Origin of the sequence: Granulicella mallensis MP5ACTX8, from assembly GCF_000178955.2 — a bacterium.
GTDB lineage: Bacteria > Acidobacteriota > Terriglobia > Terriglobales > Acidobacteriaceae > Granulicella > Granulicella mallensis.
In genome coordinates, this window is sequence record NC_016631.1 from 5,542,852 (window position 1) to 5,564,370 (window position 21,519).

Here is a 21,519-nt window from a genome sequence, read left to right on the forward strand (position 1 = left end):
CGGATGCCCCGCTGAACACAGCGCAAAGTGCGTTCCCTGACGCTTTAGCGTCAGGGAGACGGAGGGAGCCGTAGCCTTTAGGCTACGGAATTGGAGGCCTAACGAGAATTGGCCTTTAGGCCCGGGCCTTCTTTCGGCGGCGAACAAAAGGCCCGGGGCTAAAGCCCAATTCTTACCTGCCCTTGATTCCGTAGCCTAAAAGCCACGGCTCCCTCCGTCTCCCTGACGCTAAAGCGTCGCGGTTTGCGCTTCGCGCCGCGCTCAACACCCCATACTTCTTCGCCAATGAAGAACCCCGCCGCAAGCGGCGGGGTATCACACCCTTCGCATTAATTAAATGAACGACTCATCGTACTAACGGTGACAATGACCTACAGTTTTTGCGGCGCCGATTCAGCGTTTGATCCATTCAATATGAAGTTCACCATAATGTTTGTTTCCACTTCGGTCGGTTCACCATTGAGGAGATAGGGTTTATACGTCCACTGCTTGACAGCAGCCCACGCTGCTTTCTTGAGTTCCTCCGGCCCGGAAACGATCTGTAGCGCCCGGAACTCACCATCCTTTCCGATGACCGCGCGTAGCACAACCGTGCCCTGAATTCCTGCGTCCTTTGCCTCTTGCGGATAGACCGGCTGCACCTTGGTCAAGATGTTGCCTGCCATCACGTTGCCAGAGACCCGAACGGTCTTACCGGAGGCCGAGGGCGTTTCACTCTGTGTCACCGGTGCCGATACATTCATCCGCAGAGCCAGCGCGGACGCACAGGTTCCAAGTCCCAACACCACACACGCCACCACCGTTGCCAGCCGACGCACGCCCCTCAGTTCCACATACTTCTCAGTCAAGTTCATAACTCTCCTCTCAAAGATGTTGGCATCGAAGATTCCGATGGCGTGAAGGGTCCTGGCCGGCGTCCCGTGCACCAGCAGGGAGGCCAACCGCAGCAGCGATCGTGCATAGTTCTCTCTTCCCGCGACAGTCTCCGCGGCCATAGCGTCGCATACCATCTCTCGACTCCCCACCATCCGTGTGCGCGTCAGCCACAGCAGCGGATGGTAGGCCACCGGCAAGGCCAGCGCCTCGTACAGCAGGTTCTTCGCGAAGTCCCGCCGGTGCATGTGCGCGAACTCGTGCGCGATTACGGCGTCGAAGTCCTCGTCCAACAGATGCCCCTGCAAGTCGACCGGCAGCAGAATTGCTCGGCGGAAGATACCCATCGTCATGGGTCCGGCAATATCTCGGGACACCCTGATCTCCGCATTCTTGACTCTGAAGACGCGGCAGGAGCGCTCCCAACTCTCGGCCTCCTCTCCTGTCAGAACCAGAGGCTCTGACAGGTCGTGGATCGCGTCCGTCCGCCACCAGCCCCAGAGCAATCGCCCGGCGAAGTAGACCACGCTGCCGGCATACACCAGCGCAACTCCCGCCAGCATGGCTACCGGCAGCCTGAGGGCTCCGTGTTCAGCACCCTCGCCAAACGCCACCGTAACCCTTACCCCGGCCTTCGCCGTGTCCGTTCCCCAGATTCCGGGCAGGAATTGCCATACCTCGCGCAGCAGTTGAGCAGGCTGCACGGAACACGCCGGTAGAAGAGCTTCGAGAGCCAGCGCTACTGCCCAGATACGATGTTCCATCCGGGGGCCGTTGCGCCGGACGGCTCGCGCCGTGACCCAGGCCACGAGGAAGACAAGAGGAATCTGCCACAGCGAGTTCAGCAGATAGGCCAGCAACCAGGTCTCGAAGGCTCTCATACGTCACCGCCCTTCTCCTCCAACCGCTTGCTCAACTCCGCGATCTTTTTCGCGTCGATCTGCCGGCTCTTGATCAGGCTCATTACGAGGTCTTCGCTCGATCCGCCGAACATCCGATCCACCAGGTCTTTTACGGCATGGCCCAGGGCCTTGGCTTCGGTGACGGTCGCGCTGTACTCAAAGGCTCGTCCTCGCAGCTCACGCTTCAGCTTGCCCTTTCGCTGCAGGATGTTCAGCATCGTCTGCACCGTCGTATAGGCCAACTCCTGCTCCAGGCCCTCCTGGACTGCGCTTACGTTGCTGGGCCCGCGCTTCCAGATCACCTGCATGATCTGCAGTTCGAGCTTGGTTAATGCGTTTTTCTCTTGTTCTCCCACGGCCACCTCCTATTGAGTTAGGACATTACGCCGCACCTTCTGGACTTGTCAACTAAGTTCTTAGGAGTTGTGGGTAATGGAAGCGGCAATCATACGAACGGCCCCGTTTATTGGGAACATCAATCAATTTGCACGAAGTGCATTCCGTGACGCTTCAGCGTTGCGAAAACGGAGGGAGCAGGGATCTTTCACAGGGTGAATCTAAGCCCCGAAGGGGCGGCACCATCACAGCCCAGGGTGAAACCCTGGGTTATAGAACGAGGAAAAGGTATAGCCCTGAAAGGGCGAGCTATCAGGGCCAACCAAGATGGATCGCCCTTACAGGGCTCGTCTCTCGTTGGGCACCCTAACCCAGGGTTTCACCCTGGGCTGTGATAGCGTCGCCCCTTCGGGGCTTAGTTCGGTGCCGGTCTCATCCAAGTGCGATTCCCTAGATGCCAAGGCTCGTACTGGGACGACACTCCTTCAAGGTAAGTCGATAAATCAAGCTTTGCCCACCACCAGCAGCTGCTCGATCTTGCCGTCCGGCTTCAGGTACACATCGACCAACAGGGTCGTGCCCCCGGAAAAAGCCACGCGGTACAGGCCGAAGGTCATACCGCCGCGAAGGGCGGTACGGGTACGCGTAATGTCCGTGATCGTGCCGAGCGGGCTGAGCGTCGACTGGAAGTCGCTCAGCGCATCCTGGTTGAAGTAGTCGTTGGTGTCGGACGTAAAGAGTGAGCGGTCGATCTGGCTATGCTGCAGGCCGGTCAGGATGGTCTTCAACTGCGCTACAAAAGGATCGGCGGAGGCTTCCTCCACTGGCGCGGCGGCGGGCAGCAGCAGCGGGGTGATGGCGTTGACGACCTCGCTGGCAGCACTCGAGGCGACTTCGTTCGTAAGAGCGACGATGGCCAGTCCGTCGTCGGGATAGACGACGTTCTCGGCGACATACCCGCCGACCTCGCCGCTATGCTCCAGCTCGCGATGGCCGTTCTTCTCATGAACGAACGTGCCCAGCCCATAGCCGGAGCTTGCACCGCTCTGGAGCTTGTAGGCGGTCTCGAACTCGGCGTAGCTTGCGGGAGAGAGCAGCGACTTGTTCATGATGCCGAGATCCCACGCCAGCAGAGTGGCCGCGGGCATGGCCAGATCGCCGTCGCCAAAGTACCAGCCGGGAGCCTCCAGAGGCTGCACGCGGGGCGTGGCCATTGCGTAGGAGACGTAGCCTAGGACCTGCAGCTTCTCGCGCTGCGTATAGGTGTTGAAGACTCCCTGGAGGTGCAGCGGGTCGAGCACGCGCTCCCGGATAAATTTGCCCAGGGGCTCTCCGCTGACCTTCTCGACGACCAGGCCGAGCAGAACGTAGTTCGTGTTGGAGTACTGCCACTGTGTGCCAGGCTCGAAGTCGAGCGGCTTCTCCGCCCACTCGTGCACGTTATCGATCGGCGCTATCGGCTTGCGCCAGGCGGGGATGATGTAGTCCTGCGGGGCGAAGTCCTCGTAGCCGGAGGTCATGGTCATCAGGTTGCGCAGCTTGACGTCGTTGGCGCGCGTGAGCTCGGGGAAGTATTTGCCAACGGGATCGTCGATGGAGAGCTTGCCCTCCTGCTGGAGGAGCAGGATCGCCGTCGCGGTGAACTGCTTGCTGATCGAGCCGATGGGGTAGGCCATCGTCGCGGTGGCAGGTGTCGCCGGCTGAAGCTGCGCCAGGCCGAAGGCGTGGGTGTAGACGATCTTGCCGTGCTGCACGATGCCGATCGAGACAGAGGGAACACCCGTGTCATGGAGGGTCTTTTCGGCGGCGGCGGCGATCTTGGCTTCGGTTTCGGCGGGGAGCTGGGCGTGGGCGGCGGTGGCTGCTAGCAGAGCAGCGGCGAGAAGAGTGCGCATGGCTGGATGGAGGATAGCAGGCCTGTGGAGGCGGGGGAAGAAGGAGCAATGCCTCTCACTTGATCTAACCCAAAAATCGTCATCCTGAGCGAAGTGTCTCGCGCTTTTGCGAGACACGCAGTCGAAGGACCCCGAAGAAGTTCGTCTTGCCCCTACCGTACGGCCGTTCCAACCGAAGCGCTGTCGCACGGGAGTTCGAGGTGGAAAAGGTGCAGAAGATTATGGCAACGTATAGAGCTTCGGGGTTCTTCGACTGCGTAGCTCGCAAAGTACGCGAGCTACTCCGCTCAGAATGACGCTTCTGAGATAAGTCAGAAAAGCATCGAGCCACGAGAAAGGCCGCCCAAATGGGCGGCCTTTCTCGTGGCTCGATGATATGAGCTAGTTGTTGTCTTCGTTCTCGGACTGCTTCCACTTGAGGAGGTCGCCGAGGGTGGTGGAGGACGACGAGCTCGAGCTGCTGCTCTGGCCGTGGTTTCCCTTGCCCTTGTTCGATTCCTTGTAGCTCTCGACCTCGGCGCGGCTGGCTTCTTCGCCAACGGCCTTGATCGACAGTCCGACCTTCTTCTCTTCCTGGTTCATCTTGACGATCTTGAACTCGTGCTCGTCGCCGACTTCCAGGGTGATCTGCTTGCCGGTCTCGTCCACCGCTTCGGAGACGTGGCACAGGCCCTCGACTCCTTCGGCGATCTCGACAAAGGCTCCAAACTGCGCGGTACGCAGAGTCTTGCCCTTGATGACGTCGCCAACACGGTGCTGCGCGAAGAAGGTATCCCAGACATCAGGCTGAAGCTGCTTGACGCCGAGCGACAGGCGGCGGTTCTCGGGCTCAACGCCCAGAACGATCGCCTTGACCTTCTCACCCTTCTTCAGAACTTCAGAGGGATGCTTGATGCGCTTGGTCCAGCTCAGGTTCGAGACGTGGACAAGGCCGTCGATGCCGTCTTCGATCTCGATGAAGGCGCCGAAGTCGGTCAGGTTGCGGACGCGGCCTTCGATGACAGCACCGATCGGGTACTTGTCCTCGAGAGCTTCCCACGGATTATCCTGAAGCTGCTTCATGCCGAGCGAGATGCGGCGATCGTTCGGATTCACACTCAGGATGATGGTGTCCACGATGTCGCCGGGCTTGACCATCTTCGAGGGGTGCTTCATCCGCTTGGACCAGGTCATTTCGCTGACGTGGACCAGGCCTTCGATGCCCTGCTCCAGCTCGACGAATGCGCCGTAGTCGGTGACCGAGAGAACGCGGCCACGAACCTGCGCACCGATCGGGTAGCGCTCGGTCGCGTCAAGCCATGGGTCAGGCGTCAACTGCTTGAAGCCCAGCGAGACGCGCTGCTTTTCCTTGTCGAACTTGAGGACCTTGACCTGGATCTCGTCGCCAACGTTGACGAGGTCGCGGGGGTGGGTCAGACGGCCCCAGCTCATGTCGGTGATGTGGAGCAGGCCGTCGAGGCCGCCCATGTCGACGAATGCGCCGTAGTCGGTCAGGTTCTTGACGACGCCGGTGAAGACCGAGCCCTCTTCGAGAGTCGAAAGGGTGACAGCCTTCTTGGCGTTCTGATCTTCCTCGAGCAGCTCCTTGCGGGAGATGACGACGTTGCCGCGCTTCTTGTTGAGCTTGATGACGCGAACTTCGATCTCGGTGCCGATATAGCCGTCGAGATTGCGCACGGGGCGAACCTCAACCTGCGAACCGGGCAGGAACGCCTTGATGCCGATATCGACAGTCAAACCGCCCTTGACGCGCGAGAGCACCATGCCCTTGACGGGCGTCTTGGTGTTCGCGGCTTCTTCGAGCTTGTCCCAGACCTTGTGACGGAGGGCCTTCTCGTAGCTGACGAGATAGCCGCCTTCCTGCTCTTCGCGCTCGACAACGACCTCAACCTGATCGCCGATATTGAACTTCGGCGTTCCGGCGTGATCCAGAACCTGCTCCAGAGGAATGAGACCCTCGGACTTGAGCCCGATATCGACGACAACATGCTTATCCGTGATCTTGACGACGGTGCCGGTAACAACGGCTTCCTCGGCGGTCAGGGATTGAGCGGCGTCTTTCTCGGCTGCCTGTTCGCGGTCGAAGCTCTCGAGCGCACGGGCAAAGTCTTCAGCGTCGTACTCGGGCTCGTCTGCTTCAGCGGAGACAGCAGCGATGGCCGTAGCCTCAGACACGGTCTGCTCGCTTTGTGCACTGGCTGCGGCAGTCTCGTGAGGCTGGACTTCAGGGTTGGAGGTGTGGTCGGTGGGGGCCGTCAACTGCTCGGCCGACGTTTCGGGCGCGGTGGGTTCCAATGTGGTGTTCAGGGCTGTACTCTCGGGGTTCGAAGGATTGTGGTCGGACATGGGAATGCGTGTGCTCCGGGATCCAGTGATTCACTTGGCCGGCTTCGGCTGGAAAGGCTACAGGGGCGGCAAGTCGCCGTCTGCTGTGGACGTATTCCTAGTCGATGATGTCGGATGGAGTGAGGTAAAGCATCTTTCAGAAGCCGCCGTGACTGGTTCCCGCACACAGTAGCTCAATTAGAAGTGTAGCAGTGGTACAAGTAAGGGTCAATGAATCACAACGATGATCGGACAAGACTACGTTGGTTTTGCCGTCCGATTGCATAAAACTTCGATGAATGGACGAGCAAAAAGTAACAAAGAGTTTCAGCCCCCGTGTTCTTTCGGAAGGAAACGGGCAAATCGACCCACAACGCTGTCCCCTATACTTTCGGGATGGACAGGCTATGGACGCCGTGGCGCTACTCTTACGTTACCGGCCAGGACAAAGGGACATCGAAACGCGGCGTTCCGGCTGCCCTGTCGGCGTGGCCGGGCGAGACCCATTGCGTCTTCTGCAATATGCTCGCGGCAACAGAGTACGCCGTGGCCCATGGCATGGCACAGGACGAAGCCGATGCCGCCGTCTATATCCTGGAGCGCGGCCGGACCTGCTTCCTGGTGCTCAACGCCTTTCCCTACAACGCCGGACATCTCATGGTGCTTCCCTACCAGCACGAGGCCAGCCTCGCCGCGCTGCCGGCGGAGACAGCCGCCGAGCTGATGACGCTGGCACGGCGGGCGGAGCGGGTTCTGCGCAAGGTCTATCGGCCCGATGGATTGAATCTGGGTCTGAACCTGGGCGAGTCGGCGGGCGCAGGTGTGGCTGAGCATCTGCATCTTCACGCGGTCCCTCGTTGGTCAGGAGACAACAACTTCATGAGTGTGCTCGGAGAGACTCGCATCCTTCCGGAGATGCTCACGGAGAGCTATCAGCGATTGCGCCTAGCACTCCTGGCCGAACCTGCGGAGTGATTCGAAGAAGCGGAATCTTTTTGTGCAACTCTCTTTCTGTAACAGCCATCTCACCAACAGGTGCTACTTCTCCTGTGAGGTCATTGCGATGAGACGGACGATTTCCAGCCTGAAAAACGTTGAGATTCCCTGGAGCCGCTTCGCTTCTGCGTTTCGGCGGAATGGGCACGGCGGGACCCCCTGGGCCAGGACCTCGGAGATGTCCCAGCCTCAGGACGGAGCTCTCGGAACCCAGGCCCGCATTACGGAGATCAACACACGCCTAAACACCGGAACCATGGAAGTGATCAGCTTCCTGGATGAACCCGAAGACGCACAGATTACGGGGGGAACACGCTCCCTGAGCCGTCGGCTTACCGGGTTGAACATCATGCCCCGGAGAGCTTTGACTGCAAAACCCGTTCAGAGTGTACTCCCGGTTGCCAGCCAGTCCCAGGTCGCGTAGCCGCGTAAGCGATTGGGATGAATTCAAAACAAAGGGCCTTCGGGCCCTTTTGCTTGCGCCAAAGATCCCCAAGAGATTGTCATCTCGACCGGAGCATGACGGCTTTATGTCATGCGGAGTGGAGAGACCTGCAGGCTCGCCCATGGAGGCAATATTGCACGCACAGGCAACCTGCAGGTCTCTCCACTGCGGCGGCAAAAAACGCCGCCTTCGGTCGAGATGACAAATTTGGGGTTGGATTCAAGGTTGAAGACAAGACCTTGGTGAACGCTACTTCGAACCGGGCGACTCAGCCTTATCCGTTGCTGCGGGTATCTCCTGAGCCTTCTTCCCCCCAAGAATGCGCGTAGCCTCAAAACTCGTAATCTTCCACATCCCGCCGGGCAGGTGTTGGTAGACGCGCGTGTAACGATAGCTGCCGTCCATGGAATGGCCGTCGACCGACCCTTCGAGCTTCGCCAGAGAGTTGACGATGGCGATGTGGCCAATCACCTTGACCTTGATATCGGAGAGATCGAGCGAGGTGATGACGATCTGACGTAATCGCATGTGATCGAGCTGCTGGGCCTTGGTCAGGACCTCGCCGGTTCCGGTGATGCCCAGGTAGTCGTCGGAGAGCAGCTTATCCATCGCCGGAACATCGTTGCCCAGCTCAGCCTGACGCCACTGCTGCTCCAGGGCGACCACCTGTTCGCGGGTTTCGCGCTTGTGTTGGGGCGCAGCAGCCAGCCGCAGGGGCACCGCCGTTGCAAGGAGAAGGACGAGGGCGACAGATCTTGTATGCACGACGCAACGACGCATGGACGTACCGGATAGTAGACCGGAAGTCGGGCGCGAGTCAAAGGCAGCGATATGCGAAGGCCTCATGGGAGGTTGGATGCAAGGCCGGGGCAACAAGAATGGGTTCGTCTTGTCTGAATTGCATGAACACTGTCCCGGGAGATTAGGCAATAAAGGTCAGGTTCTCGACCTCGCGCTCGAGCATCTTCTGGTAAAGACCCCCGATAGCGAACTGGGCGAAGTGCGGCGTCGCGCGATGATGCTCGACCGCGGCTTCGTCGCGATACTGCTCGTAGATGACGACGGTATTGGCGTCTCCATCCACAAAATGAGGAACATAGGTGACGCAGCCGGGCTCGAGACGCGACTCGCGCGTGAGCTCGCGCAGGATGTTCTCGATGGAATCGTGGTCTTCCGGAGAGAAACGCAGACGGACAATAAAGCTGATCATAAGGGCCTATGGGTACAACGTAAAAATCATGGGTAAAGCCGGTAGAGGGTAGACGGAGAGCTTTGCGGCGCTGCCTACCCTCTACTGGTGGTCTGTTTAGCCGAGCGCTTCGTCGAAGCCGGGCTGTGTCATGGTCTGTACACGGTCGGGGCCGGTGGAGATCATGCCGATCTTCGCTCCGCTCTCGCGCGAGACGAACTCCAGGTACTCCTGTGCCAGCTTCGGCAGCTTGTCGTACTCGGTGATGCCCTCGGTCGGAGCCATCCAGCCCTTCAGCGTGGTGTAGATGGGCTCGATCTTCTCGAAGCCCCGGATGTCGGCCGGGATGATGTCCGTGACCTTGCCGTCGATCTTGTAGCTGGTGCAGACCGGAATCTCCGGGCACTCGTCCATGACGTCCATCTTGGTGACGACGAGCCACTCGGTCGCGTTGATCATGTTGGAGTAGCGCAGCAACGGGATATCCAGCCAGCCGCAGCGGCGCGGACGGCCCGTTACGGCTCCGTACTCCTGTCCGCGAGCGCGAAGCAGTTCGCCGGAGGCGTCCGAGATCTCGGTCGGGAACGGCCCTTCGCCGACGCGCGTGACGTAGGCCTTGGTGACGCCGATGACCGTGCCGATCTTCGTCGGGCCGACGCCGGTGCCGGTAACGGCTCCGCCGGCGGTCGAGGAGGAGCTGGTAACGAACGGATAGGTCCCGTGGTCGATGTCGAGCAGCGCACCCTGCGCGCCCTCAAACATCACGTTCTGGCCCTGGTCGATGGCGTTGTTGAGCAGGTAGGCGGTATCGGTGACGAACGGAGCAATCTGCTCGGCGAGGCGGGCGTACTCCTCGTACATCTGCCGGGGGTCGAGCGGCTCGGTGCCGAAGAGTGCATGAGCGATGGTGTTCTTCTCGTGGCAGGCGTTGTTGATGTGCGTGCGCAGCAGCGAGTTGTTCAGCAGGTCGATGACCCGAAGCCCGTTGCGGTGGATCTTGTCTTCATACGCCGGACCGATGCCGCGGCGCGTGGTGCCGATGGTCTGGCGGCCGGGAGCGGTCTCCGCCGCCAGCTCGATCATGCGGTGGTACGGCAGGATGACCTGGGCGCGGTTCGAGACGAAGAGCTGCTCGTCGACAGGGAGACCGGCCTCGCGAAGCTTCTTGACCTCGTTGAGGAAGGCCTGCGGGTCGAGCACGACGCCGTTGCCGATGACGCCCTTGCAGCCGGGACGCAGTACGCCGCACGGGATGAGCTGCAGGACAAACTTCTTGCCGTGGATGATGACGGTGTGACCGGCGTTGTGGCCTCCGGCATAACGGGCGACGATGTCGAACTTTTCGCTGAGAACATCGACGATCTTGCCCTTACCTTCATCGCCCCATTGGGCTCCAAGGATGACGGCGGACGGACGCTGGCTCTTGTTCTGGGATTGACTCACGGGGTGGTTGCTCCGGATGTACTGCTGGTGGGAGTGCGCGTGCGGGTTTCCACTCGCGCCCATGAGTCATTTTATACTGTTCGCCACCGCGCGCAGCGCGCTCCCTGACGCTTCAGCGTCAGAGACGGAGGGAGCCGTAGCCTTTAGGCTACGGAATACGGATCAGGCAAGAATTGGGCTTTAGCCCCGGGCCTTTTTGTTCGCAGCGAAAGAAGGCCCGGGCCTAAAGGCCAAATCCTTCCGAACCTTGATTCCGTAGCCTAAAGGCTACGGCTCCCTCCGCCCGTGACGCTAAAGCGTCACGATTTGCGCTTCGCGCTATCTGCAAGTTCCTATTCCTCGGCCATTACCAACTCATCGCATTAGCAAGTGAGCACATGCCCAATCGCCCCCCACTCCCTCTACCGTTTGCGCGGCATGGAGAGATCGAGGTCATCGGCCACAAGCTGCTTAGTCAGCAGGATGATCTGGCCGGTATGCAGCTGAATATGCCCGGCGACCAGAGAGATCGCCTCCAGGATGGTCGGATTACGCCACATGCTGTTGGGTTGCGGATCGATGACCGTAAGCAGCCGCTCTGGAGAGCCACCGGAGAGCGCAGCGATGACCGTGCAGGCCTCTTCGAGCGTCGCCGAGAATCGGGCACGGACCTCTCGGACCGCAGCGGTGGGCTGCAGGGCGAACTCGTCGTCCCGCTGCCGCACATCGGGCTGGCCGTCGATTCCGTGCAGGATCCACTGACGCGTATTGCCTTCGAGATGCAGCAACAGGTTGGCGATGGAGTTTTCGTAGTCCCCGCCACGCTGCCAAATCTGCGCTGGAGTCAGCCTGTCGAGACAGCGATCGATATCCTGTACCGAAAGGCGCAGACGCTTGACCGCAAAGGCGAGAAAGTTTTCGGCTACAGCGTTGTTTGGCATGTTCTCCATCCTATTCCTGGCTCCCTCCAGCAAAGCTAAAGAGTCTCCGAGGAGAGACCTCAGGCAAAACGCTTCGTCAGGCGTCCCATCATGCTGGAGAAGACCTCCCGGACATGGAAGACCTGCCAACCGAGCCCCCCGATCAACACAGCCGATAGGACCGCGATCAGGGTTTGAGTCACCAGCGGAAGGGTCGAAGTCCGGGTCAAAGCGGCAAACGCCGCGAAGAGGCAGGCGATGCAAATCATTAGCAGCCGGGTGATGTAGACGGTGTCGATCTTCTCGATGTGGGCAAAGAGCTTTTCGTTCAGCCGGATGAGGCGCACCGTCTGCAGGGTCTCGACCGCGAGCCACGTCCAGAGGAAGCCGGTGACTCCGCCATAGTAGATGGTCCCGACGGAGACGACCACCATCCCGAGATAGCTGAAGAACATCACCTTGGCCAGTTCAACGTGGGTGTTCGTGGAGAACTGGAACTGGAACTTGTGCTCCTTGAGGCTGATCACGATGGAAAGCGCCGAAGACAGCACATAAGGGTAGACCGCGAAGAGTTCGCTGACGTTATGGTGCGGCGCTCCCGCAATGGCCTTCTTATGCACCCAGAGCGTAATAATGACCGGCGAAAGCATCAGGACGCTGAGATTCACCAGCGAGATGAGGAAGAAGATCAGCCGCTCGGAGTAGTCATAGAGACGCGTGAGAGCGGGCCAGTCGCGGCGGCCGAAGAGGTTGGTAATCTCTGGCCCCATGGACTGCGTAAACATCGCCAGCACCTGCCGGCACATGGAGAAGATGATTCGCATCAGGCCGAAGCCCGCCACGGCCACCGGGCCGGCCATGCGCTGCAGCAGGAGCAGCGGAGCCGAGTAGGTGAGGAACGTGCTCATCTCGATGAGGCCGAAGTAGCCGCTGCCCTTGAGGATGTCCTTGACCGCGGGGCCGTCCCAGAAGCGGAGGCTGGGAAAGAGCTCAGGCGCGGTGCGGCGAAGGTCGATGAGGACGCCCACGGAACAGATGAGGAGGCAGGAGAGCTGGATCCCTGCCAACACCGGAAACGGCGCGTGGAGCACAACGCCGACCAGCAATCCCAACGAACTGGCCAGGGCCTGCGCGTTGTTCCAGTGGGCTCCCCGGTGGGCCATGGCCACTCCCATGAAGATGCCGCTCAGGTATCCGAAGAGGATCATGAACAGCACCTGCAGGGCGAGGAGGTAGAGCGCCCACTGTGCGGCGGAGCGTGAGATGTGGAGCTTGAGGAGCGTGTCGAACGGAATCGCGAAGAAAGCGAGCAGCAGGACGGCAGCCGTGAAGACGACGCCGATGAGCAGCCGCAGCGCGGTCGACTGGCGAATATGGTAGCCCTGGGTCTCGCCGCGCTGGAAGCGGACGGCAAGGTCCTGGTTCATGTAGGTCTGGACGCCGAAGTTGAGCATCCCGAGCGCGGAGACCGCTCCGGAGAGAGCGAGCCATTCGCCGAATCCGGCAGTGCTGTAGCGGTAGATGAAGATCGGCGGGATCACCACCTGTTGAATGATGGAGATGATCTTGCCCGCGAACATGGCACCCAGGTTTTTGAGGATTCGCTGAAATGGGCCCATCGAGGCTGAGGTCTCCGTCACTTCCGGCAGGGGTCTATCTATCCGGCTTTGGGGTTAGTCTATCGCGGACGGGCCCAGCCCCTTTACTCTGATAGCTATGCCGGAGTTACCTGAGGTCGAAACCGTTGCCAATGGGGTCGATGCCCGCGTCCGTGGACAGCGAATCGTAAGTGTGTGGACGAGTGGGAAGCCCCAGACGTTCAAGTCGCCAGAGACGGAGATCGTCGAGACGCTGACTGGAACAAAGATTGAGAAAGTACGGCGGGTCGGCAAGACGATTGTGATGGACCTGGTGCGTGGTGGCGCTGCCGGAAAGCAGATTCCCTCCGGGAATGACAACAAGAAAAGCAAGGACAAAGACAAAGACGCGGGCACGAAGGATACGGCGCAGTTTCTAGTTCATCTTGGGATGACCGGACGGCTGCTGGTGTCGCAGGCGGAGGTTCCGCTGCCGCCGCATACCCATGCAGTGCTTGCGCTCGCCGATGGCCGCGAGGTGCGGTTTGTCGATCCGCGGCGGTTCGGGCGGCTCTCGGTGGTGACTACAGAAGAGGGTTACACCGGGCCGGGTGTCGAACCTACGACCGTTAGCGAAGAGGAGTTTGCCGGGCTGTTCAAGGGGCGCAAGCTGGCGATCAAAGCCGCGCTCCTGAACCAGTCGATCCTGCATGGGGTGGGGAATATCTATGCGGATGAGAGCCTGTTTCGCGCAGGCATCCGGCCACGGAAACAGGCCGGCAAGCTGACGCGGGCAGAGCTCGGACGTCTGCATGAGGCTTTGCAGCAGGTACTGGCGCATGCCATCAAGCTGGGCGGATCGTCGGTGTCGGATTACGTAGACGCGGATGGGGTGCGCGGGTTCTTTCAGCTCGAGCACAAGGTCTACAGCCGTGCGGGCGAGGATTGCAAAGATTGCGGGGCGGGGCTTAAGAAGATTGTCGTCGGTGGGCGAACAACGGTGTATTGCCCGACGTGCCAGCGGTAAGTGAGAACCAGTTTAAAGATGATGATCTTATCTTTAGGATGTCTCACCCAATAGTGCGGAGCACGTTCCCCGATGCTTCAGCATCACGGAACGCGCTTCGCGCAATGGCACGCTATAGAGCTAAGGGCAAGCTCGTGGATATATTCAACCTTGTTGAGGTGTGTTCATGACCGCCCACAGGTCTGCACGCAGCTGTGTATTCAACCAGAAATCCGGAGCATTGCCAAAAACCTTCGCCAGAATGAGTGCTGTATCGGCGGTAATGGCTCGGCAATCGCGGCAGAGTTCATTCACCTGCCTGCGCGGCAGACCAGAGAGCTCAACCAGTTCGGTCTGGGTGAGGCCCAGAGGCTCAAGAAACTCCTCGACAAGCAAGGTCCCTGCAGATACCGGCTTTTTCTTTGTCAGTAGCATTACAAGTTATAGGGCCTACCGCCCGTGAGCCTGCTCCGCCGCCACCGCCGCACCAATCACCCGGCTAAGCTGCTCGTCATCGACAACCTCGATGGAATACCCCTGGATCGGGCTCATCTTCACCATCTGGTGCAAATAGTCTTTCAACATCTTCAGGTCCAGGAACCGCACGTTATAGCCCGTGATGAAGAACTTGCCCGAGCCAGCCATATGGATCGAACTGGCGGTCGCCGCGGCCAGGGCCTTGTGCCACAGGTGCTTGAACTCAACGCAGCGTGGGTCGGGATTTACGCGGCGATTGGCGGCCTCGAAGACCTCTTCAGGTTCCATGTCCAGGAACCTGAGCCGCATCGACCGGTGGCCCATGATGCCTTCCATGTGCCCACGGCCCCCGCAGCCGCAGTAATTTTCCTTCTCGTCGAGCGTCACCACCGAGTGCCCGCCCTCCCAGACGCCCTCGGCAAACGGGTAGCGGCCGTAGCCGATGCCTGTGCCCAGCGTCCAGACGCGGATAAAGTGGTCGAGCTTGTCATGCTGCGAGGCCAGGCCCGCAGCCATGGCGTCCGCGTCGTTCAGAACAGAGACCGATGCCGAGATACCGTACGCAGCCAGCCCGGTCGAAACCAGCTCCTGAATACGCGCGCCCTTGAGCTGCGGAAGATTGGGAGCCTCTTCGACGACGCCGTTGCGAATCAGTCCGGGCAGGGCGATTCCGACCGCCGAGATCGACTTCTCGTTCCCCTTCGCCACCTCGGAGACCACACGGCAGATCGCCTTGACGATGGACTCCGTGGGCAACTCTATCAGGGTGCCCTCATCCTCAGAATCGGCGGAGACAGCTGAAGCATCGCCCGCCGGATAGCTCATCAGCTCACCGGTAAGCTTGTGGCCCACGATCAGACCTGCATAAACGCGTTCGGAAAGGATGACGCCTACGGTCTGCAATGAATCATCCTGGGATTTCGCCATCGTTTGCTGCCTTTCGCTGAGGGGAGTTCACGTCCCACCATCAAACCCTTAAGTTCTGAGACATTAGCTGGACGAAGGCTCGTCCGTCAAACGCGTCAGACGTTGGCGACACGATTGAGACCGTTAAAGGCCGCTACCTTGTAGCACTCGGCCAGCGTCGGGTAGTTGAAGACAGTCTCGACAAAGTAGTCGAGTTTGCCTCCAAGAGCCATCACGGCCTGCCCGATGTGCAGCAGTTCGCTGGCTCCCTCCCCTATGATGTGAACGCCAAGCAGTGCGTGGCTTTCGCGATGGAAGATGATCTTCAGGCGTCCGGTCGTATCTCCCCGGATCTGGCCGCGGGCGATCTCACGGTAGTACGCGACGCCCACCTCGTACGGCACGTCTTCCTCGGTGAGTTGCTCCTCGGTCTTGCCGATGAAGCTGATCTCGGGGATGGTGTAGATGCCGTAGGGGTAAAAGCTTGGGTTGGAGACGATGCTCTCGTCGCCGAAGGCGCGGGCAGCGGCGATACGGCCCTGCTCCATGCTTACAGACGCCAGCGAGGGGAAACCGATCACGTCGCCCACCGCGAAGACCGTCGGCTGCTTGGTGCGGAAGTCCTTGTCGACCGGGATGCGGCCGCGAGAGTCGGAGTCCACGCCCACCATCGCCAGGTTCAGTTCGTCGACGTTGCCCTGTCGACCGACAGCGTACAGCAGCGCATCGGCCTGGACCTTCTTCTTCGACTCGAGGTTGGCGACCACGGTGCCGTCGGCCATCTCTTCTACCGACTCCACCTCTTCGTTGAGCCGCATGGTCACGCGGGCATCGCGAAGGTGGTAGCTGAGGGCTTCGATGATCTCCTGGTCGGCAAACTCCAGTAGCCGGGGGCGGCGCTCAATCAGCGTGACCCGAACGCCGAGTGCGGCAAACATGCAACAGTACTCGACGCCGATCACGCCGCCGCCAACGATAATCATCGTCTTGGGTAGGGTCGTAAGGTTGAGCACCAGGTCGGAGTTGATGATGGTCGTCCCGTTGATGGGGACCTTCGCGGAGGTGGCGGGCTTGGTCCCGGTGGCGATCAGGATGTTCTTCGCCTCGTAGATCGTCGAGCCCTTGGTATTGGTGACCTTGACGTGCGTGGCGTCTTCAAAGCTGGCGACGCCGACCAGCATCTCGATGTTGTTGCGCGAGAGCTGCGCTTCGGTCACATCGATCTCGGTCTTGATGACGTGCTGCACCCGGAAGGCCAGATCGGCCATCGTGATGCGCTCCTTCACCCGGTAGTTCATGCCGTAGATCGACTTGTAGTTGTACCCGGAGAGATGAAGAACCGCCTCGCGCATCGTCTTCGAGGGAATGGTGCCGGTGTTGATGCAAGCGCCGCCGACCACCTCGCGCATCTCGACGAGGGCGATCCTTTTGCCCAATTTGGCGCCGTAAATGGCGGCACGCTGCCCTGCAGGGCCGGAGCCGATGACGATGAGGTCGTAAACAGTGCCCATAGGCGTCTTGAATATCTCCAAAAATTATTGTTAAGCGCTGAACTGCGGGCAAACCTTTGCCACCGGTGTCTATCATATGCCTTCGTGCGAGGAGACTTTGTGAATACACTGTGCGAAGTGCTCCGCTACGCCATTACCGACGGTTCGCGTTTCGAAGATGCCGTGACCCGGCATGACGAGTTGATCGCCGATGCACGGCGATGGGCCAGCCAAGAGATTGATTTCGTGCAACTTCGCGAGAAGACGATCGAAGCCGGAGAACTTCTGGCGTTGGCGGAGGCGATGGTGGCGATCTTCCGCGAAGAGGGCGGTCACACAAAACTGCTGATCAACAGCCGCGTGGATGTGGCCATCGCCGCAAGGGCTGACGGCGTTCATCTGACGGGACAGCACGAGGGCCTGACACCCTCACAGGTGCGACAGATTTATGCGCGCGCGGCGATCGTCAGTATGTCGTGCCACAGCCTTGTTGAGGTCGAGCAGGCTTGTGCCCTGGGTGCCAGCCTGATCCTGTTCGGACCGGTGTTCGAGAAGCGTGTCGGTAAGGTTGTCGTGACGGAAGGCCGTGGAATCGATAGTTTGCGGCAGGCGTGTGCAGTGGCCAGGAACATCCCAGTGCTTGCGCTGGGGGGAGTGACCCCTGAGAATGCCGGGGCTTGTGTTGAGGCTGGAGCGGCGGGAATCGCGGGGATTCGGCTGTTTGGTTGAAGTTCGGCAACGACTAAAAACCAAATCGTGATGAAACCGTCCATTACGTAAGCCACTGCGATACAAACCACGACAAAGACATGACAATAAGCACAAATCTTTCTCCAGAAAGCGGGTTTACACTTTTGAGCATTGTGCCAGCGAGCACAAAGGAGAAAGTCATGCCGTCGACCCAGCGCTTTTCGCTACCCCTCCCTAAAAGTCGCCGGGTATGGCCACTCGCCTTTGCACTTTTTCTGGCCCCGATGACCGTTCAGGCGCAGGAGGCACAGATTGCGCCCCTTCCCCAGGACACGGTCGATGCCGCGCAGCCCGATCCACCGTCGGTCGTGGCTCGGATTAGCGTGCTCAACGGAAATGTCTCGCTGCAACCAGCGAGCGTTACCGACTTCACCCCCGCCGGCCTCAACTATCCGCTGACGACCGGGGACCGCCTCTATACCGACAACGGCGCCGATGCCGAACTCGAAACCGGACAGGTTTCCGTCCGGCTGGGCTCGCAGACCGATCTCACCGTCACCGCCATGACCGATCAGCTCGAGCAGTTCGGGCTGGCACAGGGCAGCGTGCATCTGCGCACCTTTACGCTCGACCAGGGAACGACGCTCGAACTCGACACCCCCAACGCCGCTGTAACGGTACTCGGGGCAGGCGATGTGCGGGTCGACGTCAACCCCGATACCGACACCGCCGTCTTCACCCTGCTCACCGGACAGGCCCAGGTCGAAGCCCAGGGCTTCCGGCAGACACTGCAGCCGGGCGAGTCGTTGCAGCTTACCGGAGCTAACCCGGTGACCCCGCAAGAGGTAGAGCGCACGCAGCCGGATGACCTCGACAGCTTCTCCGCCGAACGCGACGACAGCTACCAGGACGCTGCCTCCAGCGAAGAGGCCTATGTCGATCCGAACACCATCGGGGCGGAAGACCTCAACGGCTACGGAGACTGGGACAACTCCGCTGCCGACGGCGGACCTGTGTGGTATCCGACCGGAGTCGCCGTGGATTGGCAGCCCTATCGCAACGGGCGCTGGGCCTGGATCGCGCCCTGGGGATGGACCTGGGTCGAGGCTGAGCCCTGGGGATTCGCTCCCTTTCACTATGGCCGCTGGGCACGCTTCGGCAATCGCTGGGGATGGACGCCGGGGCCGCGGGTGAGACGTCCTGTCTATGCTCCTGCCCTGGTGATGTTCGTGGGCGGCGCGGGTGTTACCGCGTGGTTCCCCCTGGGGCCGCACGAGCACTATGAGCCGTGGTATCACGCCAGCGTGCGGTATCAGAATCGCGTCAACGAAAACCTTGCCGGCAATGGGGGGACGACCTTCTTCAATCCACACGGCACTGGACAGCCCGCTGCCGCCAATCATGTCTACGTCAATCGGCAGATTGCGACGGTGGCCATGCCTCAGCAGTCCTTTGCGAGCGGTCAACCGGTAGCCCGCAACGCACTACGGACGCTGCCACCGCAACTGGCGTCGGCTCCGCTGCTGTCTCATCCGCAGGTCACGCCGACACGGGAGATCGTAGCTTCAACTCCTGCGCGTGCAGTGCCACGTCAGATTGCGCGGCCTGCGCTCGAAACGCGCGCTCCGCAGAGTCAACCGACCTCCTCTCCGGCTGCATCTTCGGCGAGTGAGTTGTATACAACGGGAGGCAGGCAGCCTGCTGCACCTTCGAACAACTCCGAACTGCATGCCGTGCCTGCGGCCCGCCCGCTGGTCAATCGCGCAGTTCCTCCGCCGCCCAGCCCGAGCTTCGAGCAGCAGCGGCAGGCTATGGAAACCACCGAGCCGGGACGTCCTCTGAGTCCTCGGCAGATGGAGAATGTTCGCGAGAATCGGCCAGTCGGGTTACCGCAGCAGCAGGCGCCGCACTTCGCGCCTCCTCCGCCCCATCCCATGCCTCAGCCGGTCGTTCACCCTGCGCCTGCGCCGAGTGGAGGCAAGCATTAGGGCCTGATATCTAAACGGTATTGGAACAGGAAGGCCCCAGAAGTATCATCTCGGCCGAAGGGCGTGGAAACGCCCTAAATTCGATTTCAGAGCCCCGCGCCGCCGACGCCTCGACGGCGCGGGGCTCTGAAATCATCGGCCGTTACGGCTTCTGAGCGGGCTGCTTCGTGCCAGTGCTGAGGTTCGCGGCAAGTGGGGTAACAACCGGGGTTGCGGCCCCGATCAACTCGGTCAGGCTGTTGCCAGCTCCGTTTCCAGTCCAGACATTCCCCGAGCCATCGATTGCGACGTGGGTGGGCTCGTTGAGACCTCCGCCGGTGTAGCCGCCCGGAGGAGAGATGGGCGTCCCCGTGGAGTTGAACTCGCTTAGGGTGGCGCCAAGGCGGTTTGCGGCCCAGACATTCCCGGAGCCGTCGATCGCCACGTCATCCGGTCCGTTGAGACCACCGCCGCCGTAGCCTCCAGAGAGAGCAACCCCCGAAGAATTAAATTCGCTGAAGCTGTTACCGAAGTTTGCGATCCAGGCATTCCCGGAATCATCGATCGCCACGGCTTCCGGCTCGTTGAGACCGCCGACGCCCGAAGGACTGGCGATGGGTTGCCCAGAGGCGTTGAACTCGCTTGCGCTGCTGCCAAAGATGTTTGTGACCCAAATATTCCCGGAGCCGTCGATCGCCAGCGCTTCAGGATCGTTGAGACCGCCACCGGTGATCTGGGAGATGGGCGTCCGCGTAGAAGGGTTGAACTCGGTCAGGCTGTTGCCACCAGTCTCCGCAACCCAGATATTGCCAAAGCCGTCGATCGCGATACCTTGCGGGTCGTTGATACCGCCACCGCTAATGCCTGCGGGACCGGTGATCGCGGTCCCGGAGGAGCTGAACTCGCTCAGGCTCGTGTTCAAGGGATTGCTGACCCAGACATTCCCGGAAGTCTCGATCGCCAGAAAGCCATCGCCACTGAGGCCGCCGCCGGTATAGCCCGTGGGGCCGGAGAGAACCGCTCCCAAAGAGCTGAACTCGCTCAGGCTGGCGGCATTGCCGTTTGCAATCCAGACATTCCCGGCGCCGTCGATCGCCACAGGGCCCGGGAATTGTAGACCGCCGCCTACGAATGCGACGCCGAGAGTGAAGTTGTTAGTGGAAGTAAGGAAGGGCTGGAAAGGGCTTCCGTTATTTGCCAGACCGAGCAGGTTGGTAATCTGGACGGTCGGATTGTGCGCGATATTGATCGCCGCCATGGCCGTATCGGTGGGCGTCGCACCTGTCGTGCCGCCACTCAGAGCATTACTGAAGAGCGGGGTGCAGGCGCTGCCGCCGGTGGAGTTGATGCAGGACGCGAGGATATCCGCCAGGGTGTTGATCTCGCTCACCGGAACGGTACCGTTCCCCGCTGGGGTCGTCGTCAGCGGCTGACCTGTCGTCTGCCCGACGATGTTCAACGCAGTGTTGAAGGCATTGGTGATGCCGGTCCCCGCCAGGGCATGTCCTGTTACGGCACTGGGTGCTCCAATATGAGTCGGATCGACCGCAAAACCCGCCAGGGCATAGGCTGCGGCGACGGTTGTGACCTCGTTCATAAACACGAACGGGATGTTGGCGATCGTGCTGCACGCACCGACCACAGCCATCAGACCCACTGAGGTGTTGGGGACTGGGGTGGGGTCCGGTTGCGGGTCGCCCTCCGTGGAATACAGATACAGCAACTGGTCGTTGCCTGCGGTTGCCGTGCAGTTGATCGTCCCGGCAAGACTGAAGTTCCCGCTAGCGTCCGTAGTCACATAGTGGCCGAACGAATCGGACGGCAAGCTGCCCGAGGTCAGCACATCCGTCGCAGCCGAAGCGTAACCGCTGGTTCCGGCTGCAAGCAGATGGACATGAGACCCAAAGAGAGGCTGCTGGCCTCCATGCGTGACGCCTTTGATACTGAAGGAAGTCGCGGTAGAAGAGTCAGCGGAACCGCCGAAGTTAGCAGAGCATCCGCTCAAGGACAGCACCACGCCAACCAGGGCCGGAACAGCCAACCTGGGAAAGAGACCCGATCTTGCAGGGAACATGATTGATGCCGATACAGAGGCGCTATTTT

The 21,519-nt window shown here is 60.5% G+C and carries 18 protein-coding genes; 5 read left to right on the forward strand and 13 right to left on the reverse strand.

The genetic code is table 11. The features are described 5' to 3' along the window. Positions 1-371: 371 nt before the first annotated feature. The 4 genes from ACIX8_RS26295 to ACIX8_RS21440 all read right to left on the reverse strand — a co-directional run bounded on the left by ACIX8_RS26295 (position 372) and on the right by ACIX8_RS21440 (position 6,352). The gene (locus tag ACIX8_RS26295; RefSeq protein ID WP_014267482.1) at positions 372-1,754 is read right to left on the reverse strand and encodes a M56 family metallopeptidase; all 1,383 of its coding nucleotides are present in this window, start codon (positions 1,752-1,754) and stop codon (positions 372-374) included. Beyond that, positions 1,751-2,131 (reverse strand): BlaI/MecI/CopY family transcriptional regulator, encoded by a 381-nt coding sequence (locus ACIX8_RS21430; RefSeq protein ID WP_014267483.1) that lies wholly within the window; start codon positions 2,129-2,131, stop codon positions 1,751-1,753. Before ACIX8_RS21430 ends, ACIX8_RS26295 begins: the two co-directional genes overlap by 4 nt. Positions 2,132-2,614: 483 nt before the next feature. Beyond that, on the reverse strand, positions 2,615-4,006 hold the full coding sequence (locus ACIX8_RS21435; protein WP_014267484.1) for a serine hydrolase domain-containing protein: 1,392 nt from the start codon (positions 4,004-4,006) through the stop codon (positions 2,615-2,617). A gap of 381 nt (positions 4,007-4,387) precedes the next feature. Beyond that, the gene (locus tag ACIX8_RS21440) at positions 4,388-6,352 is read right to left on the reverse strand and encodes a 30S ribosomal protein S1 (RefSeq protein ID WP_014267485.1); all 1,965 of its coding nucleotides are present in this window, start codon (positions 6,350-6,352) and stop codon (positions 4,388-4,390) included. Between the two features lie 315 nt (positions 6,353-6,667). On the opposite strand from ACIX8_RS21440, the gene ACIX8_RS21445 reads away from it, so the two are divergent. Continuing rightward, positions 6,668-7,306, forward strand: a complete 639-nt coding sequence (locus ACIX8_RS21445; RefSeq protein WP_014267486.1) for an HIT family protein — start codon at positions 6,668-6,670, stop codon at positions 7,304-7,306. Positions 7,307-7,394: 88 nt separating this feature from the next. After that, positions 7,395-7,751, forward strand: coding sequence for a hypothetical protein (locus ACIX8_RS21450; RefSeq protein WP_014267487.1), 357 nt, complete (start codon positions 7,395-7,397; stop codon positions 7,749-7,751). A 270-nt stretch (positions 7,752-8,021) separates the two neighbouring features. Here ACIX8_RS21450 and ACIX8_RS21455 read toward each other — a convergent pair whose 3' ends face one another. The 5 genes from ACIX8_RS21455 to ACIX8_RS21475 form a co-directional block, all read right to left on the reverse strand. Next, positions 8,022-8,537: a nuclear transport factor 2 family protein gene (locus ACIX8_RS21455; protein ID WP_223295412.1), complete on the reverse strand. Its 516-nt coding sequence runs from the start codon at positions 8,535-8,537 to the stop codon at positions 8,022-8,024. Positions 8,538-8,694: 157 nt separating this feature from the next. Further along, complete coding sequence (locus ACIX8_RS21460; RefSeq protein ID WP_014267489.1) at positions 8,695-8,982, reverse strand: putative quinol monooxygenase; 288 nt, start codon at positions 8,980-8,982, stop codon at positions 8,695-8,697. A 96-nt stretch (positions 8,983-9,078) separates the two neighbouring features. Beyond that, positions 9,079-10,404, reverse strand: a complete 1,326-nt coding sequence (locus tag ACIX8_RS21465; protein ID WP_044179326.1) for an adenylosuccinate synthase — start codon at positions 10,402-10,404, stop codon at positions 9,079-9,081. A 401-nt stretch (positions 10,405-10,805) separates the two neighbouring features. Continuing rightward, positions 10,806-11,324: a DUF1572 family protein gene (locus ACIX8_RS24910; protein WP_190273718.1), complete on the reverse strand. Its 519-nt coding sequence runs from the start codon at positions 11,322-11,324 to the stop codon at positions 10,806-10,808. A gap of 59 nt (positions 11,325-11,383) precedes the next feature. Continuing rightward, entirely contained in the window at positions 11,384-12,922 is a 1,539-nt protein-coding gene (locus tag ACIX8_RS21475; RefSeq protein ID WP_014267492.1) for an MATE family efflux transporter, read from the reverse strand. Between the two features lie 97 nt (positions 12,923-13,019). Here ACIX8_RS21475 and mutM point away from each other — a divergent pair, with 97 nt between their 5' ends. Beyond that, positions 13,020-13,907, forward strand: coding sequence for a bifunctional DNA-formamidopyrimidine glycosylase/DNA-(apurinic or apyrimidinic site) lyase (gene mutM / locus ACIX8_RS21480; RefSeq protein ID WP_014267493.1), 888 nt, complete (start codon positions 13,020-13,022; stop codon positions 13,905-13,907). A gap of 144 nt (positions 13,908-14,051) precedes the next feature. On the opposite strand, the gene ACIX8_RS21485 is transcribed toward mutM, so the two are convergent. From ACIX8_RS21485 to sthA, 3 genes are all read right to left on the reverse strand, one after another. Then, positions 14,052-14,321 carry a HigA family addiction module antitoxin gene (locus ACIX8_RS21485; protein ID WP_014267494.1) on the reverse strand — a complete coding sequence of 90 codons (270 nt, stop codon included), beginning with the start codon at positions 14,319-14,321 and terminating at the stop codon, positions 14,052-14,054. 15 nt (positions 14,322-14,336) lie between these two features. Continuing rightward, entirely contained in the window at positions 14,337-15,290 is a 954-nt protein-coding gene (locus ACIX8_RS21490) for an ROK family protein (RefSeq protein ID WP_044177246.1), read from the reverse strand. Positions 15,291-15,385: 95 nt separating this feature from the next. Further along, complete coding sequence (gene sthA / locus ACIX8_RS21495; RefSeq protein WP_014267496.1) at positions 15,386-16,780, reverse strand: Si-specific NAD(P)(+) transhydrogenase; 1,395 nt, start codon at positions 16,778-16,780, stop codon at positions 15,386-15,388. Positions 16,781-16,879: 99 nt separating this feature from the next. Between sthA and ACIX8_RS21500 the strand changes: the two genes are divergently transcribed. Further along, positions 16,880-17,488, forward strand: coding sequence for a thiamine phosphate synthase (locus ACIX8_RS21500; protein WP_014267497.1), 609 nt, complete (start codon positions 16,880-16,882; stop codon positions 17,486-17,488). A 161-nt stretch (positions 17,489-17,649) separates the two neighbouring features. Continuing rightward, a complete protein-coding gene (locus ACIX8_RS21505) occupies positions 17,650-19,437 on the forward strand; it encodes a DUF6600 domain-containing protein (protein ID WP_014267498.1) in 1,788 nt (595 codons plus the stop codon). 142 nt (positions 19,438-19,579) lie between these two features. On the opposite strand, the gene ACIX8_RS21510 is transcribed toward ACIX8_RS21505, so the two are convergent. Continuing rightward, positions 19,580-21,490, reverse strand: a complete 1,911-nt coding sequence (locus ACIX8_RS21510) for an NHL repeat-containing protein (protein WP_044177248.1) — start codon at positions 21,488-21,490, stop codon at positions 19,580-19,582. Between the last annotated feature and the right edge of the window lie 29 nt (positions 21,491-21,519).